At 35.3% G+C, this 18,052-nt stretch carries 16 protein-coding genes; all 16 read left to right on the forward strand.

The window, feature by feature from the left end; all coding sequences use genetic code 11:
* Positions 1–45: 45 nt before the first annotated feature.
* The 16 genes from prfB to PHF10_01705 all read left to right on the forward strand — a co-directional run bounded on the left by prfB (position 46) and on the right by PHF10_01705 (position 18,034).
* On the forward strand, positions 46–1,107 hold the full coding sequence (prfB, locus tag PHF10_01630) for a peptide chain release factor 2 (GenBank protein ID MDD5534429.1): 1,062 nt from the start codon (positions 46–48) through the stop codon (positions 1,105–1,107).
* A gap of 27 nt (positions 1,108–1,134) precedes the next feature.
* Positions 1,135–1,875 (forward strand): hypothetical protein, encoded by a 741-nt coding sequence (locus PHF10_01635; protein ID MDD5534430.1) that lies wholly within the window; start codon positions 1,135–1,137, stop codon positions 1,873–1,875.
* A 36-nt stretch (positions 1,876–1,911) separates the two neighbouring features.
* Positions 1,912–3,750, forward strand: a complete 1,839-nt coding sequence (glmS, locus tag PHF10_01640; protein MDD5534431.1) for a glutamine--fructose-6-phosphate transaminase (isomerizing) — start codon at positions 1,912–1,914, stop codon at positions 3,748–3,750.
* Between the two features lie 3 nt (positions 3,751–3,753).
* Positions 3,754–4,278: a hypothetical protein gene (locus PHF10_01645; protein ID MDD5534432.1), complete on the forward strand. Its 525-nt coding sequence runs from the start codon at positions 3,754–3,756 to the stop codon at positions 4,276–4,278.
* The gene (locus PHF10_01650) at positions 4,260–5,723 is read left to right on the forward strand and encodes a ComEC/Rec2 family competence protein (GenBank protein ID MDD5534433.1); all 1,464 of its coding nucleotides are present in this window, start codon (positions 4,260–4,262) and stop codon (positions 5,721–5,723) included. The genes PHF10_01645 and PHF10_01650 overlap by 19 nt, the downstream gene beginning before the upstream one ends.
* Entirely contained in the window at positions 5,692–6,585 is an 894-nt protein-coding gene (locus PHF10_01655) for an MBL fold metallo-hydrolase (protein MDD5534434.1), read from the forward strand. Before PHF10_01650 ends, PHF10_01655 begins: the two co-directional genes overlap by 32 nt.
* A 50-nt stretch (positions 6,586–6,635) precedes the next feature.
* Positions 6,636–7,361 (forward strand): glycosyltransferase family 2 protein, encoded by a 726-nt coding sequence (locus PHF10_01660; protein ID MDD5534435.1) that lies wholly within the window; start codon positions 6,636–6,638, stop codon positions 7,359–7,361.
* Positions 7,354–7,980, forward strand: coding sequence for a hypothetical protein (locus PHF10_01665; GenBank protein ID MDD5534436.1), 627 nt, complete (start codon positions 7,354–7,356; stop codon positions 7,978–7,980). The genes PHF10_01660 and PHF10_01665 overlap by 8 nt, the downstream gene beginning before the upstream one ends.
* 2 nt (positions 7,981–7,982) lie before the next feature.
* Positions 7,983–9,341 (forward strand): glycosyltransferase family 39 protein, encoded by a 1,359-nt coding sequence (locus tag PHF10_01670; protein ID MDD5534437.1) that lies wholly within the window; start codon positions 7,983–7,985, stop codon positions 9,339–9,341.
* Between the two features lie 10 nt (positions 9,342–9,351).
* Positions 9,352–10,125 carry a prepilin peptidase gene (locus PHF10_01675; GenBank protein MDD5534438.1) on the forward strand — a complete coding sequence of 258 codons (774 nt, stop codon included), beginning with the start codon at positions 9,352–9,354 and terminating at the stop codon, positions 10,123–10,125.
* A gap of 10 nt (positions 10,126–10,135) precedes the next feature.
* Complete coding sequence (locus PHF10_01680; protein ID MDD5534439.1) at positions 10,136–10,705, forward strand: prepilin-type N-terminal cleavage/methylation domain-containing protein; 570 nt, start codon at positions 10,136–10,138, stop codon at positions 10,703–10,705.
* A gap of 45 nt (positions 10,706–10,750) precedes the next feature.
* Complete coding sequence (locus tag PHF10_01685) at positions 10,751–11,281, forward strand: hypothetical protein (GenBank protein MDD5534440.1); 531 nt, start codon at positions 10,751–10,753, stop codon at positions 11,279–11,281.
* A gap of 58 nt (positions 11,282–11,339) precedes the next feature.
* A complete protein-coding gene (locus PHF10_01690) occupies positions 11,340–12,398 on the forward strand; it encodes a four helix bundle protein (GenBank protein MDD5534441.1) in 1,059 nt (352 codons plus the stop codon).
* Positions 12,399–12,457: 59 nt separating this feature from the next.
* Positions 12,458–13,234: a hypothetical protein gene (locus tag PHF10_01695; GenBank protein MDD5534442.1), complete on the forward strand. Its 777-nt coding sequence runs from the start codon at positions 12,458–12,460 to the stop codon at positions 13,232–13,234.
* Between the two features lie 107 nt (positions 13,235–13,341).
* Positions 13,342–17,388, forward strand: coding sequence for a hypothetical protein (locus tag PHF10_01700; protein MDD5534443.1), 4,047 nt, complete (start codon positions 13,342–13,344; stop codon positions 17,386–17,388).
* A 28-nt stretch (positions 17,389–17,416) separates the two neighbouring features.
* A complete protein-coding gene (locus PHF10_01705) occupies positions 17,417–18,034 on the forward strand; it encodes a cupredoxin domain-containing protein (protein MDD5534444.1) in 618 nt (205 codons plus the stop codon).
* Positions 18,035–18,052: the final 18 nt, after the last annotated feature.

Below are 18,052 nucleotides of genomic sequence, written 5' to 3' on the forward strand. Positions count from 1 at the left end.
GATTTATAATAATTAATATGCAGGAATTAATCGCTGAATTAAAAGATTTTAAGCAGAGGCTCGGAAAGGTCCGAGACTGTCTTTGACATTGATAAAAAAAAGCAAAAAATAAAGGAAATTGAATTTGAAATGGCTGAACCGGATTTTTGGCAAAACAGAACAGTGGCGGAAAAAAAATCGCGTGAATTCAGCCAATTAAAAGAAGAAGTGGAAAAATGGGAGAAAATAGAAAAGTCGGTTAGAGATTTCTTGGAAATAGCCCAAGAAGACGAGAAAGATCAATCAGTAAATTTAAGAGAAGACATTAAAGAGCAATTGAATTTAATCAGAAAAGAATTGGAAAATTTGGAAAAAACCACTTTTTTCAGCGGAAAATACGACAAAGAAAATGTGATTTTATCAATTTTTGCCGGCGCGGGCGGAGTGGATGCGCAAGATTGGGCAGAAATGCTTTTGAGAATGTATTTGAGATATATTGAGAAAAAAAATTGGCGGGCGGCGATTATTGATCAATCGCGCGGCACTGAAGCGGGAATAAAAAGCGTTACTTTGGAAATTCAGGGAAATTATGTTTACGGTTTTTTAAAAGGCGAAGCAGGAGTTCATCGTTTGGTGCGCATTTCTCCTTTTGATGCGGAAAAAATGCGCCACACTTCTTTCGCTTTGATTGAAATTTTACCGGAAATAGAAGAGGTGGAAATTGAAATTAATCCTGATGATTTAAGAATGGATACTTTTTTGGCTTCCGGACACGGCGGACAAAACGTTCAAAAAACAGAATCGGCCATCAGAATCACTCATTTGCCGACAAAAATTTCCGTCAGTTGCCAATCAGAAAGAAGTCAATCTCAAAACAAAGAAAAAGCTCTTAAAATTTTAAAATCAAAACTTTTCAGATATTATCAGGCTGAGCAGGAAGAAGAAAAAGAACGGCTGAGGGGTGAATTCAAATCCGCGTCTTGGGGGAATCAAATTCGTTCTTATGTTATTCATCCGTATAAAATGGTTAAAGATTTGCGGACCGGTTATGAAACATCAGATGCTCAAAAAATTTTAGACGGCGAACTGGATGAAATAATTGAAAGTTATCTTAAATTTAAAAAATAATACAATTGACTCAATAATTGATTTTATATGTATCCAACAAGCCGAAAGACTGTCAATCAAATGGAGAAAGAAATTATTCGACGCGCTAAAAGTTTTTTGGGTAAAAATTTAGTTGCTTTATTGGCGGAAGGAAGTTATGGCAGTTATGATTTTGTGGAAGGGTATAGCGATTATGATCTTTCAATTTTTGTTAAAAATTTTAATAAAATTAAAGAAATTAATTTTACAGATATATCTGAGAGATATCATATAGATATTCAATGCGTTGTTAGGTCATATGAAGATTTTCAAAATAGAGTAAAAAATAATCATAAAGCCACAAGATTTATCGGTAATTTGGACTTAATCAATATAAAAAAGAAAAAAACAAGATTATTGGTCGGAATGAATATCGCTAATTCGGTGCCCGATATTAAAAAAATAATTAAGAGGGATTTAGGTTGCGAATTAAGAGCGGAATATTATCATGCCACAAATCTGAATCCCAGTTGGAATATTTACAGAAGAGAACCGAGAAAGTGGGTTAATTATATTATCAATCTCAGTGATAGGCTCTTGTTAAGCAAGGGAGTAATATCCAAGAAAGACGATATACCGAAAATGCTGGCCAAATATTATCCGTATTTTAGGGGCATAAAGTATATCAGAGAAGCGCTTGTTTTAAGAAAAACAAAAAGAGTTTTGAAATTAAATGAAACAGAAAAGAAACACTTGAAAAATATATTAAATCAATTTTTAGAAGAATATAAAAGACAAGTTTTTTGCTAGATATTCGTAATGTATAATTTTTTAAAATAATTTATTATGTGTGGAATTGTAGGTTATATTGGCTTGAAAAATGGAGTGCCAATTGCGATGCAAGGACTCAAAAGATTGGAATACCGAGGATATGACTCGGCCGGTTTAGCCGTGCTAACAAAAAATGGAATTAATTCAATCAAAGTTAAGGGCAGAGTCAAAGATTTGGAAGAAAAAATCGGGCAAGAACAATTATCCAGTAATTTGGTAATTGCCCACACTCGCTGGGCCACTCACGGAGAACCGAATGAAATTAACGCTCATCCGCATTTTGATTGTAAAAAAGAAATATTCTTGGTTCATAATGGAATTATTGAAAATTATCGAACTTTAAAAAAATGGCTGGAACAACGCGGTCATAATTTTTATTCAGAAACCGACACAGAGGTGATTGCGCATTTAATTGAAGAATATTATCAAAAAGATTTATTAACCGCAACGCAAAAAGCTCTAAGTTTGATTGACGGCGCTTATGGTTTGGCTATTATTTCTTCCCGCGAACCGGATAAATTGGTTGTCGCAAAAATGGGCAGTCCTTTGATTATCGGTTTAATAGGGGAGGGAGAATATCTGGTGGCTTCGGATCCGGCCGCAGTTGTTGAATATACTCGTAAGGTAATTTATTTGGCTGACGGAGAAATCGCTGTTTTAACTCGAGACGGTTATCAGGTTACTACGGTTGACAATCAACCGATTCAGAAAAAAGCGGATGAAGTTTCTTGTGATCTGTCGCAAATAGAAAAAGGCGGTTTTGATCATTTTATGTTGAAAGAAATTTTTGAGCAGCCGGAAACGATTAAAAATGCTATTCGCGGCAGAGTTTTAATAAATGAAAATAAAATTCAATTGGGCGGTATCACGGATTGGTTGGATTTTTTAACCAATGTAAAAAGAGTGGTGTTTTTGGCCTGCGGAACTTCTTGGCATGCCGGAATGATCGGCGAATATTTATTTGAGCATTTAGCCTCTTTACCGGCCGAAATTGAATATGCTTCTGAATTCAGATATAAAAATGTACCCATTAATAATGAAACGGCTTATTTTGTTATTTCTCAATCCGGAGAAACGGCGGACACGTTGGAGTCGCTTCGAAAAATAAAAAAAGCCGGTGGACACGTTTTTGGAATTGTAAACACGGTTGGTTCAACAATTGCTCGGGAAACCGATGCCGGAATTTATTTGCATGCCGGACCGGAAATCGGAGTTGCCTCAACCAAAGCCTTTACTTCGCAAGTTACGGTTTTGGCGGAATTGGCCTTGCTCTTGGGAATAAATAGGAATAAAATAAAGAAAGAAGAAATAGAATCAAGAATTAAAGCAATCAGTGAGATTCCGGAAAAAATAAAAATAATTCTTGATAAAAATGAAGAAATTAAAAAAATCGCCAAAAAATATTATAAGTTTAATAATTTTCTTTACTTGGGTCGCGGTTATAATTTTCCAACCGCCTTGGAAGGAGCTTTAAAATTAAAAGAAATTTCTTATATTCATGCCGAAGGTTATCCGGCGGCGGAAATGAAACATGGGCCGATTGCCCTGATTGATAAAAATATGCCGGTAGTGGTCATCGCCACTGACACAGAGGATGTTATTTATCAAAAAGTCGTCAGTAATATTGAAGAAGTGAAAGCTCGAGGGGGAAATATTATCGCCATTGCCACTGAAGGGAATGGAGAAATTAATAAAATGGCGGAAAATGTCATTTATGTTCCCAAAACCAATGGATTTTTAACCCCGCTTTTAAGCGTTATCCCGCTTCAATTATTGGCTTATCATATGGCTGTTTTAAGAGGCTGTGATGTGGATAAACCCAGAAATTTAGCCAAGAGTGTGACTGTAGAATAAAATATGCCTAAAATGAGATTTAAAATATTATTTTTTGTTTTATTAATCCTTCTATTTTTAGTTGATTTTTTTGTAGTGGGAAATTATGATTCGATTTGCCGCCAGCATAAAGGTTATAATTACAATTATTTTTCTGATGGGGTAACATTTAAACCTGTCGCTCAATTCGGGTTAGAAAGAATTCAATATAATTTTAAAAACTTTTTTATTTTTTGGATATCTCCGCCTATTGCTCAAACATTCAGTAATTTAAAAGAATTTATTACTTGTGATGGAAATACGGCGGCGGAAAATATTTTTCATTTTGTCGGATTCTTTATTTTGACTCTTGTCCTTTTATATTTATTCCGTATTAATATCTGGTATACGTTATTGATTGTTGTCATATTTAATATTTTTCATGAATATGTGGCGGAAGGAGTTTGCTGTGATCCTTCGTTTTTAGATCTTTGGCTGGACAGCGGCGGCATTGCTTTGGGTGTTTTGTTTTTCTTTTTCAAGAGAGTTATATGGCTGTTTCGAGAATAGTTTTTTATTGTTTGCTATTTTTTATCGGGGGCATTGGATTAGCCTCTTTTTTCTATCTGCCATTTTTCGTTTATTTGCCGGTATTTTTATTAATTTTATTTTTTTGCGTTTTAAAAAGGCCATTTAGAAATATTTGGCCTTTTGTCTTTTTTGTCATCTTTTTTACTTTGGGTGTTATTCGTTATAATTTAAGTTTTCCAAAAATTGATGAAAATAACGTGGCTTTTTACAATAACACAAATCTTATTTTTGAGGGACAAGTTATCAGTGAGCCGGATGTGAAAACGGACAAAACCCAACTGACTGTCGGTAAAATAAATAATAATCAATTTAAAGGTAAGGTTCTAATTTCTGCACCGCTTTATTCTGATTATCAATATGGCGATTTATTGGAAGTTGATTGTCAACTTAAGGGCGTGCTTGATAATGGATTTAAAAATAATGCGGCAATTGTTAATGATATTTATTCGGTTTGTTATTTTCCAAAAATAACAAACTTAAATCATAATCAGGGAAATTTTTTATATCAAAAAATATTTTTATTTAAAAATCAGGTAAAGAATCTAATTGACCAAAGTTTTTCCGAACCCCAAGGATCTGTTTTTTCCGCTTTATTATTGGGGCTTCAGCGCCAAATTCCTCAAGAAGTCAGAAATTGGTTTTCTACAACCGGTACAACCCATATTTTATCAGTTTCCGGATTGCATGTGGCGATTTTATCTCAATTGATAATGATTTTTATTGTCAGTGTTTTATTGATTCGCCGTCAAATAGCTTTTTGGCTGGCGGCAATATTAATTATATTTTTTGTTATTTTGGTTGGTGCGCCCGCCGCGGCAGTTCGAGCGGCGATTATGGGCTTGGGTATTCTCTATGCCCAGAAAATCGGCCGTCCCCAGTCAGGATTAAGAATTGTTATTTGGGCTGCGGCGATTATGCTTTTAATTAATCCGAAACTTTTAGTTCTAGACATCGGCTTCCAATTATCGTTCGCTTCAATTTTGGGTTTAATATTTTTTACTCCGATTTTTAATCAATATTTTAAAAAAATACCCAATCTTAGGTATTTACCGATTAAGGATTGCTTGTCAGCCACTTTCAGCGCTCAGGTTTTTGTCTTTCCTTTGATTTTATATTATTTCGGCACCTTATCGCTAGCCGCGCCTTTGGCGAATATTTTAATTTTGCCCATTATTCCGGTTTTAATGTTTTTGGGAATATTTTTTATTTTATTCGGAACAATTTCTGTTTTTTTGGCGAAAATTTTATTTTGGCCGATTTGGCTCGGTCTAACCTTTTTGATTTTAACGGTGAAAATAATCGCCAAGATTTTTTATTTTTCGCCCATCATTATCAATTTTCCTTTGATTGCCGCTTTAATTTTATATTTTTTTATTGTTTGGTGGTTAATTTATGCTCAAAAAACTCAGTCCAAAAATTCTTAAAATAATCATTTTCTCAGTCACCGGACTTTTATTGATTAATCTGGTTATTTTGGGTTATTGGTTGATTTTGACCCAGAATAATTATAATTCTTTAAGAGTTGTTTTTTTTGATGTCGGGCAAGGCGACTCAGCCTTGATACAGACGCCGGAAGGGAAGAATATTCTAATAGACGGCGGGCCGGACAAAAATGTTATTTATAAATTGGATAAATATATTCCCATTACTCGCCGAAAAATTGATTTAATGATTTTGACTCATCCGGACCCCGATCATCTGATCGGCCTGGTTGAAGTTCTGCGACGCTGGCCGGTTGATCAAATCGTAACCAACAATACTGAAGAAACTGACTCTCTTTATTTCGAATGGAAGAAATTAATTCAAGAAAAAAATATTACGCCTGTTATTATTTCAGAACAGCGAAAAATTTGGTTGAATGATAAAATTTATTTGGATTTTTTGTGGCCGATTCAAGAGTTGGCCGGTCAATCCAATAAAGACGATAATAATCCCAATTCTTTGGTTTTTAAGTTGGTTGATAATCAAAATAAAATTCTTTTTACCGGCGACGCCACCAGTGAAATAGAAAAAATATTATTGGACAATAATTATGATTTGCAATCACAGGTTTTAAAAGTCGGGCATCACGGTTCCAAATATTCTTCGGATTTGAATTTTTTGGAAAAAATCAGCCCGATTTACGGCGTTATTTCGGTTGGCCAAAATAATAAATTCGGACATCCCAGCTTGAGGGCTTTAACAAGCTTGGAAGAAGTTGGCGCAGAAATATTAAGAACAGATCAAAACGGCGACATTGTTTTTATTGACAAAAACGGGAAATTAATCTTAAAAATTGAGAAATAATTCATATTTCGGCCATTGATTAATCGTGTGATTGTTATAAAATATCTCTTATGACATTGTCCATTGTTATCCCGGTTTACAATGAAAAGAAAACGATTTTGGAAATTTTAAAACGCCTTGAAGTGGTAAATTTTGGCTGTGATTACGAAATTATTATTATTGACGATTGTTCTACTGACGGCACTGCTGCTTTATTAAAATCCGAAATTCTAAATCCAAAATCCGAAACAAATTCCAAATTCCAAATTCTAAATTCTAAAATCAGAATTTTTTTTCAAAATAAAAATTCTGGCAAGGGAGCGGCATTGAGACGCGGATTCCAAGAGGCGAGCGGTGAAATAATTGTTGTTCAGGACGCGGATTTGGAATATAATCCACAAGATTTACCAAAACTTATTCAACTGATTCTGGAAGGAAAAACGGATATAGTTTACGGTTCGCGGTTTTTAATTAAACAAAAAGCAAAATATAAAATATTTTATTGGGGTAATCGTTTGATCGCCTTTTTGTTTTTTCTTTTTTACGGTCAGAAAATTACCGATCCCTGGACTTGCTATAAAGTTTTTAAAAAATCAATTACCCAAAATTTAAAATTAGAATCAAATGGTTTTGAGATGGAGCTTGAGATGACGGCTAAATTTTTGCGTAGAGGTTATAAAATTTTAGAACTGCCTATTTCATATCGAAGCCGAACTTATACTGAAGGAAAAAAAATCAAATGGATTGATGGAATAAAGGCTATTTTTACTATTATTAAGTATAAATTTCATGATTGAATTTTTTAAAAATTATTTTTCTTTACCGATTAAACAATATTTTTATATTAACGTTATTCCGGAGTATAATATTGCCGGAATTTTTGATTCTTTATATTTTTATTTTATTATTATTTTGGCTATTGTTATAATTATTATTTTTAGTAGAATTTTTTTAATTAAATATCGCCACAAGATAAATTTTAATAAAACTTTTTTATATTTTCTGTTGATTTTTTGGCTGATTACTTCTTTACGCTGGTTTGGTATTGAAGCAGAATTGTTAAAAAAAGATTTTAAAGAATTATTCGGACAAAATTTAGCTGTTCAACGCACCAATTTAACAATAAGAGCAATGCGGTCAACGGAATTACCGCCAAATTGGTATGATTTGTATGATTTTTTGCAATTTGTCCAAAAAGAAATTCCTGTTGGAAAGACCGCTTATTTTTTACCCGATGATAATACTTTAAAATTTTGGACAAAATATTGGCTTTATCCGAATTTATGGGTTGAAACTACCTATTTGTTCAGGGCAGATTATATTCTTGTTTTTAATTTAGAAATAAAAGAAATACCTAAAAATTTTGAAAAATATCGCGAATTTGCGCCAAATCAATTCATTTTAAAAAAGATTTAGATATGAATATATTGAAATTAATTTTATTTTTATTCATTCCCGGTTTATTAGGCTGGGGTATTTTAAGACCATTAATAGGTCAAAAAGAAAAATTTAATTTTTTTAAATTAATGATTTTGTCTTTTGGCTTGGGCACCGGAATACTTACTTTTTTAATGTTTTTTTGGGGATTTTTAAATTTGCCTATTAAATATTTTATAATTTTTATTTCAATTTTGGCCGGTTTGATTTTAATATTTTACATATTCTTGGGCGGGCGTTGGAAAATGCCGAAAATTAAAATGCGCCGGTTTGATTTTAATTGGTTGGAAATGATTTTAATTTTAATTATTCTTTTCCAGGTTTTTTATGTTTTTTCCACCAGTATGATGCGGCCGATTATAAATTTTGACGCTGTAGCCAATTACGGTCTTAAGGCAAAAATGATTTTTTATGAAATTAAAAACTTTTTCAACTTGGATTCCAATATATTTTTAGGCGGCGATTCGCATATTAATTATCCTCTTCATATTCCTTTGTTGATGGCTTGGACTTATTTCGGCATGGGCCAGGTAAATGATGTTTTAGTAAACATAATTTTTGCTTTTTATTTTTTGGCTTTAATCGGTTTTGTTTATTTAAGTTTAAAAGAAAAAATCGGCCGTCAAAATTCTTTGATTTTTACCATGTTTTTGGCTACTCTGCCGCTTTTAAATTATCACGGTTTTAACGCTTATTGCGATTTGCCCTTGGCTTTTTATTTTACCGTGGCCGCCATTTCCTTGTTTAAATATTTTAAAAATAAAAACAAAACCGACCTGATTTTGGCCGGTATTTTTGCCGGATTAACAACCTGGATTAAAAACGAAGGATTGATTTTGGCCGGTATTTTAATTATTGTTTTCGTAATTTATTTGATTCTTGAAAAAATAATAAAATTTAAATTTAAAAGTTTTTTGTTGTTTATTTTTTGTTTTTTGATTTTCTTTTTGCCATGGTTTCTTTTTAAAATAATTTTCGGTTTCGGTTACAGCAATCTTTCTCCGGAGGCCGTATTTTTAAACGGTTTTCATCCCGAAATTTTTTCAAAAATTTTGGAGCAATTATTTATTTTTCATTCTTTCCATATTTGGCCTGGCATTTTTTTGATAATTTTAATTTTAAATTGGCGACAAGTTTTTATTAAACCTAATATTTATTTGTTTTTAATTATTTTTGGCGCTTTGACCGGTTTTTTATTTATTTATCTTTTTACTTCGGCTTATCAATTTGTGATAGATAGCACGGCCAGCAGCCGCAATTTATTGGTTATTATGCCGTTAACCGTTTTTTTGGCAGGCCTGCTTTATAAGGGTGGTAAGAAAGAGGAAAATTTGTTATAATTAAGTCATTATGAATGTTTTTTATTGGTTCTTCAGTTTTATTTTTGGCTTGTCAATCGGCAGTTTTTTGAACTGTTTGATTTGGCGTTTGCATATTAAAAAATCAATTCAAGGACGTTCTGTTTGTCCTGATTGCGGCCATCAAATTGCCGGGTATGATAATATTCCTGTTTTAAGTTTTATTTTTTTAAAAGGGCGTTGCCGTCATTGCCATCAAAAAATTTCTTGGCAGTATCCGATAGTTGAATTGGCGACTGGTCTTCTTTTTGTATTTTCTTTTTTAATTTTAGATTCCAGGCTTCATATTTTAGACTCTATATTTTATATTTCACTTTTTCGCTATTGGATTATCTCAGCCGTTTTAATCTTTACTTTTGTTTATGATTTTAAATATCTTGAAATTGAAGATGTTGTTCTTCTGCCTTCGGCCGGAATAGTTTTTGTCTTGGATTTATTGCTCGGTTATTCGGCGATTAAAATATTTTTAACTGTTTTAATCGCTGTTCTTTTTTTTCTTCTCCAATATTGGATAACCAAAGGCAAAGGAGTTGGACTGGGCGATTATAGAATCGGTATTTTTATGGGCATGGCTTTGGGTAATTGGTCACAGTTGGCAGTGGCGATTTTTATTTCTTACATTGTCGGCACTTTAATCAGTTTAATTTTATTGATTGGCAAAAAGAAAGGAATAAAAAGCATGATTCCCCTGGGGCCGTTTTTGGCTATCGGAACATTTGCCGCAATTTTTTACGGTCAACAAATAATTAATTGGTACTTGTATTAGAATTTAGAATATGGCAAATAAAAATATACTAAAACCGATTCCAAATTCCAATCCGCCAGCTGGCGGACCAAATTCCGGTAAAAGAGCTTTCACTCTTATTGAGCTTGTTGTTGTTATCAGTATTACAGCTTTAATTGCCGGGATGGTTTTTGCCAATATGAGAAGCGGCGGTCGTTCCGTAAATATTAATTCCGACGCGGAAAAATTAGCAGGAGTTATTAAACAGGCCCAAATGATGTCTTTAAGCGGCCAGCAAATTAATGGGATCAGGCCGGACGATGGATACGGCGTTTATATTACAACTAATTCTTATAAACTTTTTGTTAATGATAATTTAGGCTCCAGTCATTTATATGAAGCCGAAGATACGGTTGTTCAATCTTTTGATTTTACTCAGTATGTGGAAGCGAGTCCGACCGGAACGACCATAATTTTTATTCCACCTCAGAGTACAATTTATGTTGATGGAAGCCAACTTGGGGATCCGAAAACATTAATCCTCACTCAAACTCAAGAAAATTTAAATGCTTATGTGAGAATTAAGGCTTATGGCGAAGTTGATGTCCGCAAGTCGCCATAGTAATCAAAATCTTAAAAATTATTTTAGAAATCAAAATTATAAATTATGAAACGCAGCGCGCAAAGTTTAATTGAGACCATTGTTGCTATTGGCATGATCACGGTCGCCATAGTGGCTATTTTATCTGTAGGTTTAAGCAATTTAATGTTAAGCGGACAAACCTCGGAAAGAGTGATAGCGACAAATTTGGCTCGCGAAGGGGTTGAAATTATTAATGCCATCAGGAGTAGCCAAAGATTGGATCCGGATCAAACCTGGCCTTATGGTATGACAAATGGCAATTGGATAGTTGATTACGACGATTCCAGTTTAACCGCAGCCGATTCCGCTACAATTGGTGCATGTGATAATTGCAGTCTTTATATAACCGGTAATGATGTTTATACTCGTGATTCCGGCAGTAATACATTAACGATTTATCGCAGATTAATTAATATTTCTGATGGCGATATTTTAGGCGGAAATTGTCTTAACGTGGGAGATTGCGAAAAAATAATTACCTCCACGGTTTATTGGACAGAGAGAGGAAGACCGCACAGTATTGAACTTAAAACTCATTTAACAGATTGGAGATAAAGATGGAATCTAGAATATGGAATTTAGAATTTAGAATAAAAAACAAAAAATTTAAAATATGGAAGAAAGAACAATAATAAAATCATTTACTGATTTGATGGTGTGGCAGGAAAGCCATAAGCTTATTTTATTGATTTATAAAATTACCAAAAAATTTCCAAAAGAAGAACTTTTTGGTTTAACAAATCAAATGCGTCGAGCCGGAGTTTCAATTACGTCTAATATCGCTGAAGGATTTTCCAGACAAAGTTTTAAAGAAAAATTACAGTTTTATTATATGGCTCTTGGCTCACTGACTGAAGTCCAAAATCAATTTTTAATAGCCAAAGATTTAAAATATTTAGATCAAATAGAGTTTAGAGAAGCTATTGGGCAAATAACAAGCGTTCATAAATTATTGAATGCTTTTATTAAAAAATCTAAATTGATTCTAAGTTCTAATCCAAATTCCAAATTCCAAATTCCAAATTCTAGTAATAAGGGTTTCACCCTCATTGAGCTTTTGATTTCTTTAAGTATTTTAGTAGTAGTGATCTTATCAGCAGTTGGTATTTATATTAATATTATCGGCACGCGCAGTAAAAGTTTGGGGCAATTGAATCTTCAGGAAGATGGGCAGTATATCATGAGCTTGATTGTGAAAGATATCCGCGCCAATAAAATAGATTATGATGAATATGGCGATAGTGATGAGAAAGATTGCGGAATTATAAACGTGAGCACCCTGAAAGTAGGAGACAATACTTCATCAAGAGTGGCAAAATTATGTTTACTTGATTTTAGTGCGACGCCGAATAAAATCAGATATAAAAGATGTCTTGATCCGAATAATGCAAACAGAGGTGTCCTAAAAATATGCAGAGGTGTTGACTGCACGACCAATGATTGTCCCTCCACGGGCGATACTTATCAAACAATAACTATGGCTAATTTGGGTGTTGAGCGCCTTGATTTTTATATCAATCCGTTTACTAATCCTTTTACGGCCGGTTCTATTACTTATATTCATCCTCGGGTTACTATAATTTTAAAATTAAAATCTTTAATTGAGAAACCCGGTGAAAAACAAATAATTCTTGAGCAGACGGTTCCCCAGAGATACGAGCTCAAAAAATAGAATTTGGAATTTAGAATATAGAATTTAGAAAAAATAAAAATAAGAAAATAACATAAAATATGGAAAATAAAAATATACTAAAACTGGTTCCAAATTCCAATCCGCCAGCTGGCGGACCAAATTCTAGTAAAGATGGTCTTTCCATAATTTTAATTCTTTTGATTATTTCTTCTATTTTAACGGGCACGGTTATCGTTGGAGAAACTATTGTTAGACATACGCAGATAGTCAAAGGCGCTGAAGTTTCCGAAAAAGCCTTTTTTGCCGCTGAAACCGCGGTTGAAAAAGCGATTTATGGAGTGTTTAAAAATTACGCCAGTGTTACCACCGTTACCGAGGGCAGTATAATTTATGGCGCGACTTCCGCGACTTATTCAGCCAGTGTTAGCATCGACGTTGAAAATCCCGATACGGGTATTGATATAACAAATAGTGATCCTTGGATAATTTCTTTGGGAGAAGGAGAATCCTTTCAATTGAATTTGGATCTAAACAGCACGGCTTATCCTACGGCCTTGAGAATTGATCGGACGGGCGATGGTTTTGGTGATTTGATTTTTTATCAATGTACCGCTTCCAGTAACGGATGTTCTTCTACGGAAAATCAAATTTTTTACTCGAATTTTACCGGACAGGATATTACTTTTAGTCCGTCTATTCCGACAAATTATTATCGAATTAGAATAAATAATTCAGGCGGAACCGGCACTTATACTTTAAAACCAAATTCCGCTACCCTGCCGATTGGTGTAAATATCACGGCGGAAGGATTCTATGGCGGTTACGAACGTCAGATAAATGACAATTATCCGAAGTGGCAGAAATTCGGGATATAATTTTTTTAATGTTTTTATCCACCCTTAAAGAATTGTAAATTTTATAATTAGTAATATACTTAATAGTATAATAATTAAAATTCTCAGAAAGAATTTTTAATAAAAATATGAAAATTTCCAATAAAGCGATAACTAATAAATTTTTAGTAAAAAGTTTTTTTATCGCTATTTTAATTATCAGTGCCAGCGCAATGGTTGTTTTTGCCTGGACAGAACCGACTTTAAGTCCGCCGGACGGAAATACTTCGCCGCCGATTAATGAGGGTTTAACCAGCCAGGGCAAGCTGGGTAATTTAGGTGTTGGAACAACAAGTCCGATAGAAAAACTTGAAATATATTCCGGAAATATTAATATTCGCCGTCCGGATAATAGCGCTACTATGGGCCTTCTTTTTTCTCAAGGAGTTAATGATTTATGGAGAACTTATATAACCAATGATAGCGCATCTGACTTAAGATTCCGGGCAGGCGCTACCGACCATATGACAATTCAATATTCTACTGGCAATGTCGGCATCGGAACAACAGTTCCAGGATATCCATTGACAGTCAATGGCATTGTCCAAATTGGAACTAATTTATATCTTAATGGCGGAACGACAAAATATCTTTATGCCTCAGGGAGTGAATTAAGGATTGGAAGCCTCGGCGGCGGTGGTTTTATTTCATTTTACGGCAATGACGGTTCAAATCGCGAAATGATGAGAATGACAGGCGCGAATTTGGGTATCGGGACAACAATTCCGGCATACAAGTTAGATGTGGTAGATAATACAAATGATATTAATGTTGGAGTTCGCGCAACGGCTGCTTCTAAAGCCGTTTATCTTAGATTAGAAGGTACTCACACTACCTATGGTGGTGTTATATATAAGACATCGGGGGCTGATACTTGGAAATTGGGAAATTTCGGAGATACTGCCGATTCCTTTAATATTTATACAGCAGGTTCAAATAGAATGACAGTATTATCCGGTGGCAACATCGGCATCGGGACAACAATCCCGACTACGGTCTTAGATATTAATGGTGCTTTAACCGCTCGAGGTATGGCTGCTCCTTCAACTTCACCTGCGGGTCAAGGCAGAATATATTTTGATTCAACGGCCAATGTATTTAAGGTTTCAGAACATGGTGGCGTTTATACTAATCTTGTGGGTGGAAATTATTGGACCCGCGATAGTGGAAATGGATATCTTTATTCTACGACTCTTACTGACAAAGTCGGTATCGGGACAACGGTTCCGGGGTATAAATTACAGATCAACAATACAGCAAAATCCGGGGCTGATAATGCGTTAGTCGCGATTAGCAGTTCTGATGCGACAAATCCTTTTCAATTTATTATTGGTAGGTCTGCGGCAGGAGCAGATTCTTATTACTCACTCCAATCAGTCGAGCAGAATACTGGTTATCGGGATATCGTGTTGCAACCAAATGGCGGCAATGTCGGAATTGGAACAACGGATCCGGGAGCGTATAAATTAAATGTAAATGGACAAATTTTAGCCACTAGCTATATTCGCAGTGATAGTTATGTCCAAAGTCGTTCAACCACTCCTTATCTTGATTTATATCAAGATGGACAACAAGAGTGGAAAATTGGACAACTTACAGCTGGCAGTAAAACTTTAACATTACAAGCTACTGGAGCAGCATCTCCAGATGTAATGACTTTATTGTCAACGGGTAATGTCGGTATTGGGACAACAGTACCGGTTTCACCGTTGCATATTTATAAAGCAGTTGGCGGTGGAGGTATTACTACTTTTCTTACATTAGATCCGCATAGCGGAACCAATGAAGATGGTTCAGCTATTGATTTTATTACTTCAACAGATACGGCAACTGTGGGAACTAAAATTGCAGGGGTGCGCGATGCGGCAGGTGCGTATGCTTCTTTAAGATTTACAACAAGAGGTTCAGATGGATTATTAGAACGAGTCAGAATAGCAAATAACGGCAAAGTCGGCATCGGGACGACAATACCGGGATATAAACTTGATGTTTGGGATTCCGGAGATGCGGCTATAACCAGAATTAATAATAATAACACAACCCATTACTATACCGGTTTGCGATTAGACAGAGAAGCTTCAGAGAAATGGTTTGTGGGTATGAATGCCACTGCCAGTAATGATAATTTAGTATTCAGGCGAGCAGGCACTACTGATGATATGGTAATCAGCACGAGCGGTTATGTCGGCATTGGAACAACCGCGCCAATATCGCAATTATCCGTAGCCATACCATACGCAAAAACCGATACCACAGAGCGCGATGCAATTAACATGGTGACCAATGATACAAATCCCTTTAAACTGAATTTTTCAATTACAGGAGCGGCCACCATAGCCAATCGAGCGGCAATTTTACAAACCAGCGATAGTGGCTTGGCTTATGGCGGAAATTTAATTCTTCAACCGAATACGGGCAATGTCGGTATTGGGACAACTGGACCAAGTGCTAATAAATTAGTTGTTGATGGCGGCGGACTTACTTTTCAAGGCGGCGGTTCTCATTATATTACCGGTTTAACGCCATTGGGAGCTGGCGATCCTGATACTTATGCCGCGAATAAAGGTTATGTTGATGCTATCGCAACGGGCAGTGTTGGTCTTTGGCAAGGTAGTATGACTGGCAATATTTATAAGGCTAATTCCGGCAATGTCGGCATCGGAACGACAGTGCCAGTAGAATTATTGCATCTTAAAAAAGACCAAGCAGCTTATACAAATATAAAAATTGAAAATGCCAATTCTGCTGGAGCTGCGCAGGTATTTATGATTAATGATTTAGGTAGTGCCTACACTCAAGGACTATATGGTTCTACTCATGACGCCTATGGTGCCGTTTCTGCAAATGGTGGATTTACATATTTTAATGGGGCTGGTGGATTAACCCTAATGGCAGATAATGCTGCGGGAATTATTAAATTTGCTACAGGAGGTAATAGTGAAAAGGTTCGAATTAATAGTACTGGTTATGTCGGCATCGGAACAACAAACCCCTTAGAAAAACTTGAAGTATATTCTGGGAATATTCGTACTCACCGACCGGATAATAGCACCACCATGGGCTATCTTTACGCTCAAGCAGGCACTGATTTATGGAGAACCTATACAACAAATGATAGCGCATCTGATTTAAGATTCCGAGCAGGCGCTACCGACCACATGGCAATTAAATATTCTACCGGCTATGTCGGTATTGGAACGACAGGCCCGACACATAATTTACAAGTAAATGGGTATAATACTACTGGTACAAGCGTTGTTAATACAAAGGGGAACTATGATTTTTATGCTCCGGCTGGTCAATATCCTAGAGATTTGGGATTTGGGGTGATAGCCGGACCTGTTACGGGTAATGTTAATTTATATGGCCTTACTGACTGGAAAAGTGGTTATGGCGGTTATATAGGTGCTTGGTCAGATGTTACTGCTGCAACCGAGGGGAATACTAATGCGGCAGGTGTTGTTTCTATTTTACGAGGAAGTCCAACTAACAGTAATGCCTTTGGTTTTTATTCTGATTTGTCTAATTTTTCTGGGGCAGGAGGTAATACAAAATATGGTATTTATAGTACTGGAGAAACTTATGATTATTTTGCCGGCAATGTTGGTATTGGGACAACGGTACCTTCTAATCTTTTAAGTGTTTGGGGGCAATTGGCTGTTGGTGAAATAGACATGCTAGATGCTCCTGATGGTGATAGAAATATTACAAATGTTAATAAACTTACCGTTGCAACCATTGATCCGGTCTATGAAATTAATGGTAAAAAGTATGCGACTTATGCCGCTTCAATTGCTGGCGGAGTGAAAGAAGAATACACCGGCAAAGCAAAACTTTTTGAAACAAAAACTTCAGAATACGAATACATAATTGATTTTAATAAAATAGAGATTGGCTCTGACTTATGGGTTTGGAGGAATGCAGTGGATTTCTCGCGCGATAACGTGGATATATTGATTACCCCTTATGGAGAATCAGCTGATATATATTATTTGATTGAAGGCGATAAAATAATTATTCGCGGCGACAAAATGGTTGAATTTTCTTACCGTTTAACCGGCAAAAGATTTGATTGGCAAAATTGGCCAACCTTATCTAAAGACCAAAATGAAAAAGCTTCATTTATTATCAAATAGAATAATTAATAATCTAATTATAAAATATATGAACAAAAAAATTATTTGGATAATTATAATTGTCGTGGTGATTATTGGCGCAGTTATCGTTATTTTAAATCTTCCCAAAAAATCAACTATTCCTGCCACAGGCCAGGGAGAAAAAACAACTCCCGTGGTAGTTCCTGAAGGAACTGTAGCCGCCCCGGAATTAAATCTTTCGCAAATTGTAGAACCGAAAGCGATTGTGCCTGGTGCCAGTCCGGTTACCGGAGAAGGAAAAATTTTAACTGATGAAGGAAAAATAGCCAGTCCGGAGGGCGTTGCCCCGGGGGCGAAAGAAACCCCAAAACCATCCGCGCCGATTGAAGAAAATAAAATTCCTAAATCAGCTTTGACGATAAAAGTGAGCGCTCAAAATGGTTATGAACCTTCTCAATTTCGGGCCAAGGCCGGCCAAGTAGTAACTCTTTGCTTAGTGGGACTTGATGATAAATCGCATAGTCTTAATTTTCGTCATCCGAGTTTAAGCGGGCTGGTGATTACTATTATTGGAACAGAAACAAGATGTCTTACCTTTAATGCGCCGATCGCGGGAACTTATGAATTTGCTTGCAGCAATCCGGATCATTCCAAGGAAGTTGGCCAAATGTTTATTACAGAGTAACTTTAAAGGGTTTTGCCC

Source organism: Patescibacteria group bacterium, assembly GCA_028716665.1.
Lineage (GTDB): Bacteria > Patescibacteriota > Patescibacteriia > UBA2591 > JAQUPP01 > JAQUPP01.

Coding starts and splice junctions, on each gene's coding strand:
- PHF10_01635 (MDD5534430.1), top strand. CDS start 1,135: ATGTATCCAACAAGCCGAAAGACTGTCAATCAAATGGAGAAAGAAATT.
- glmS (MDD5534431.1), top strand. CDS start 1,912: ATGTGTGGAATTGTAGGTTATATTGGCTTGAAAAATGGAGTGCCAATT.
- PHF10_01645 (MDD5534432.1), top strand. CDS start 3,754: ATGCCTAAAATGAGATTTAAAATATTATTTTTTGTTTTATTAATCCTT.
- PHF10_01650 (MDD5534433.1), top strand. CDS start 4,260: ATGGCTGTTTCGAGAATAGTTTTTTATTGTTTGCTATTTTTTATCGGG.
- PHF10_01655 (MDD5534434.1), top strand. CDS start 5,692: ATGCTCAAAAAACTCAGTCCAAAAATTCTTAAAATAATCATTTTCTCA.
- PHF10_01660 (MDD5534435.1), top strand. CDS start 6,636: ATGACATTGTCCATTGTTATCCCGGTTTACAATGAAAAGAAAACGATT.
- PHF10_01665 (MDD5534436.1), top strand. CDS start 7,354: ATGATTGAATTTTTTAAAAATTATTTTTCTTTACCGATTAAACAATAT.
- PHF10_01670 (MDD5534437.1), top strand. CDS start 7,983: ATGAATATATTGAAATTAATTTTATTTTTATTCATTCCCGGTTTATTA.
- PHF10_01675 (MDD5534438.1), top strand. CDS start 9,352: ATGAATGTTTTTTATTGGTTCTTCAGTTTTATTTTTGGCTTGTCAATC.
- PHF10_01680 (MDD5534439.1), top strand. CDS start 10,136: ATGGCAAATAAAAATATACTAAAACCGATTCCAAATTCCAATCCGCCA.
- PHF10_01685 (MDD5534440.1), top strand. CDS start 10,751: ATGAAACGCAGCGCGCAAAGTTTAATTGAGACCATTGTTGCTATTGGC.
- PHF10_01690 (MDD5534441.1), top strand. CDS start 11,340: ATGGAAGAAAGAACAATAATAAAATCATTTACTGATTTGATGGTGTGG.
- PHF10_01695 (MDD5534442.1), top strand. CDS start 12,458: ATGGAAAATAAAAATATACTAAAACTGGTTCCAAATTCCAATCCGCCA.
- PHF10_01700 (MDD5534443.1), top strand. CDS start 13,342: ATGAAAATTTCCAATAAAGCGATAACTAATAAATTTTTAGTAAAAAGT.
- PHF10_01705 (MDD5534444.1), top strand. CDS start 17,417: ATGAACAAAAAAATTATTTGGATAATTATAATTGTCGTGGTGATTATT.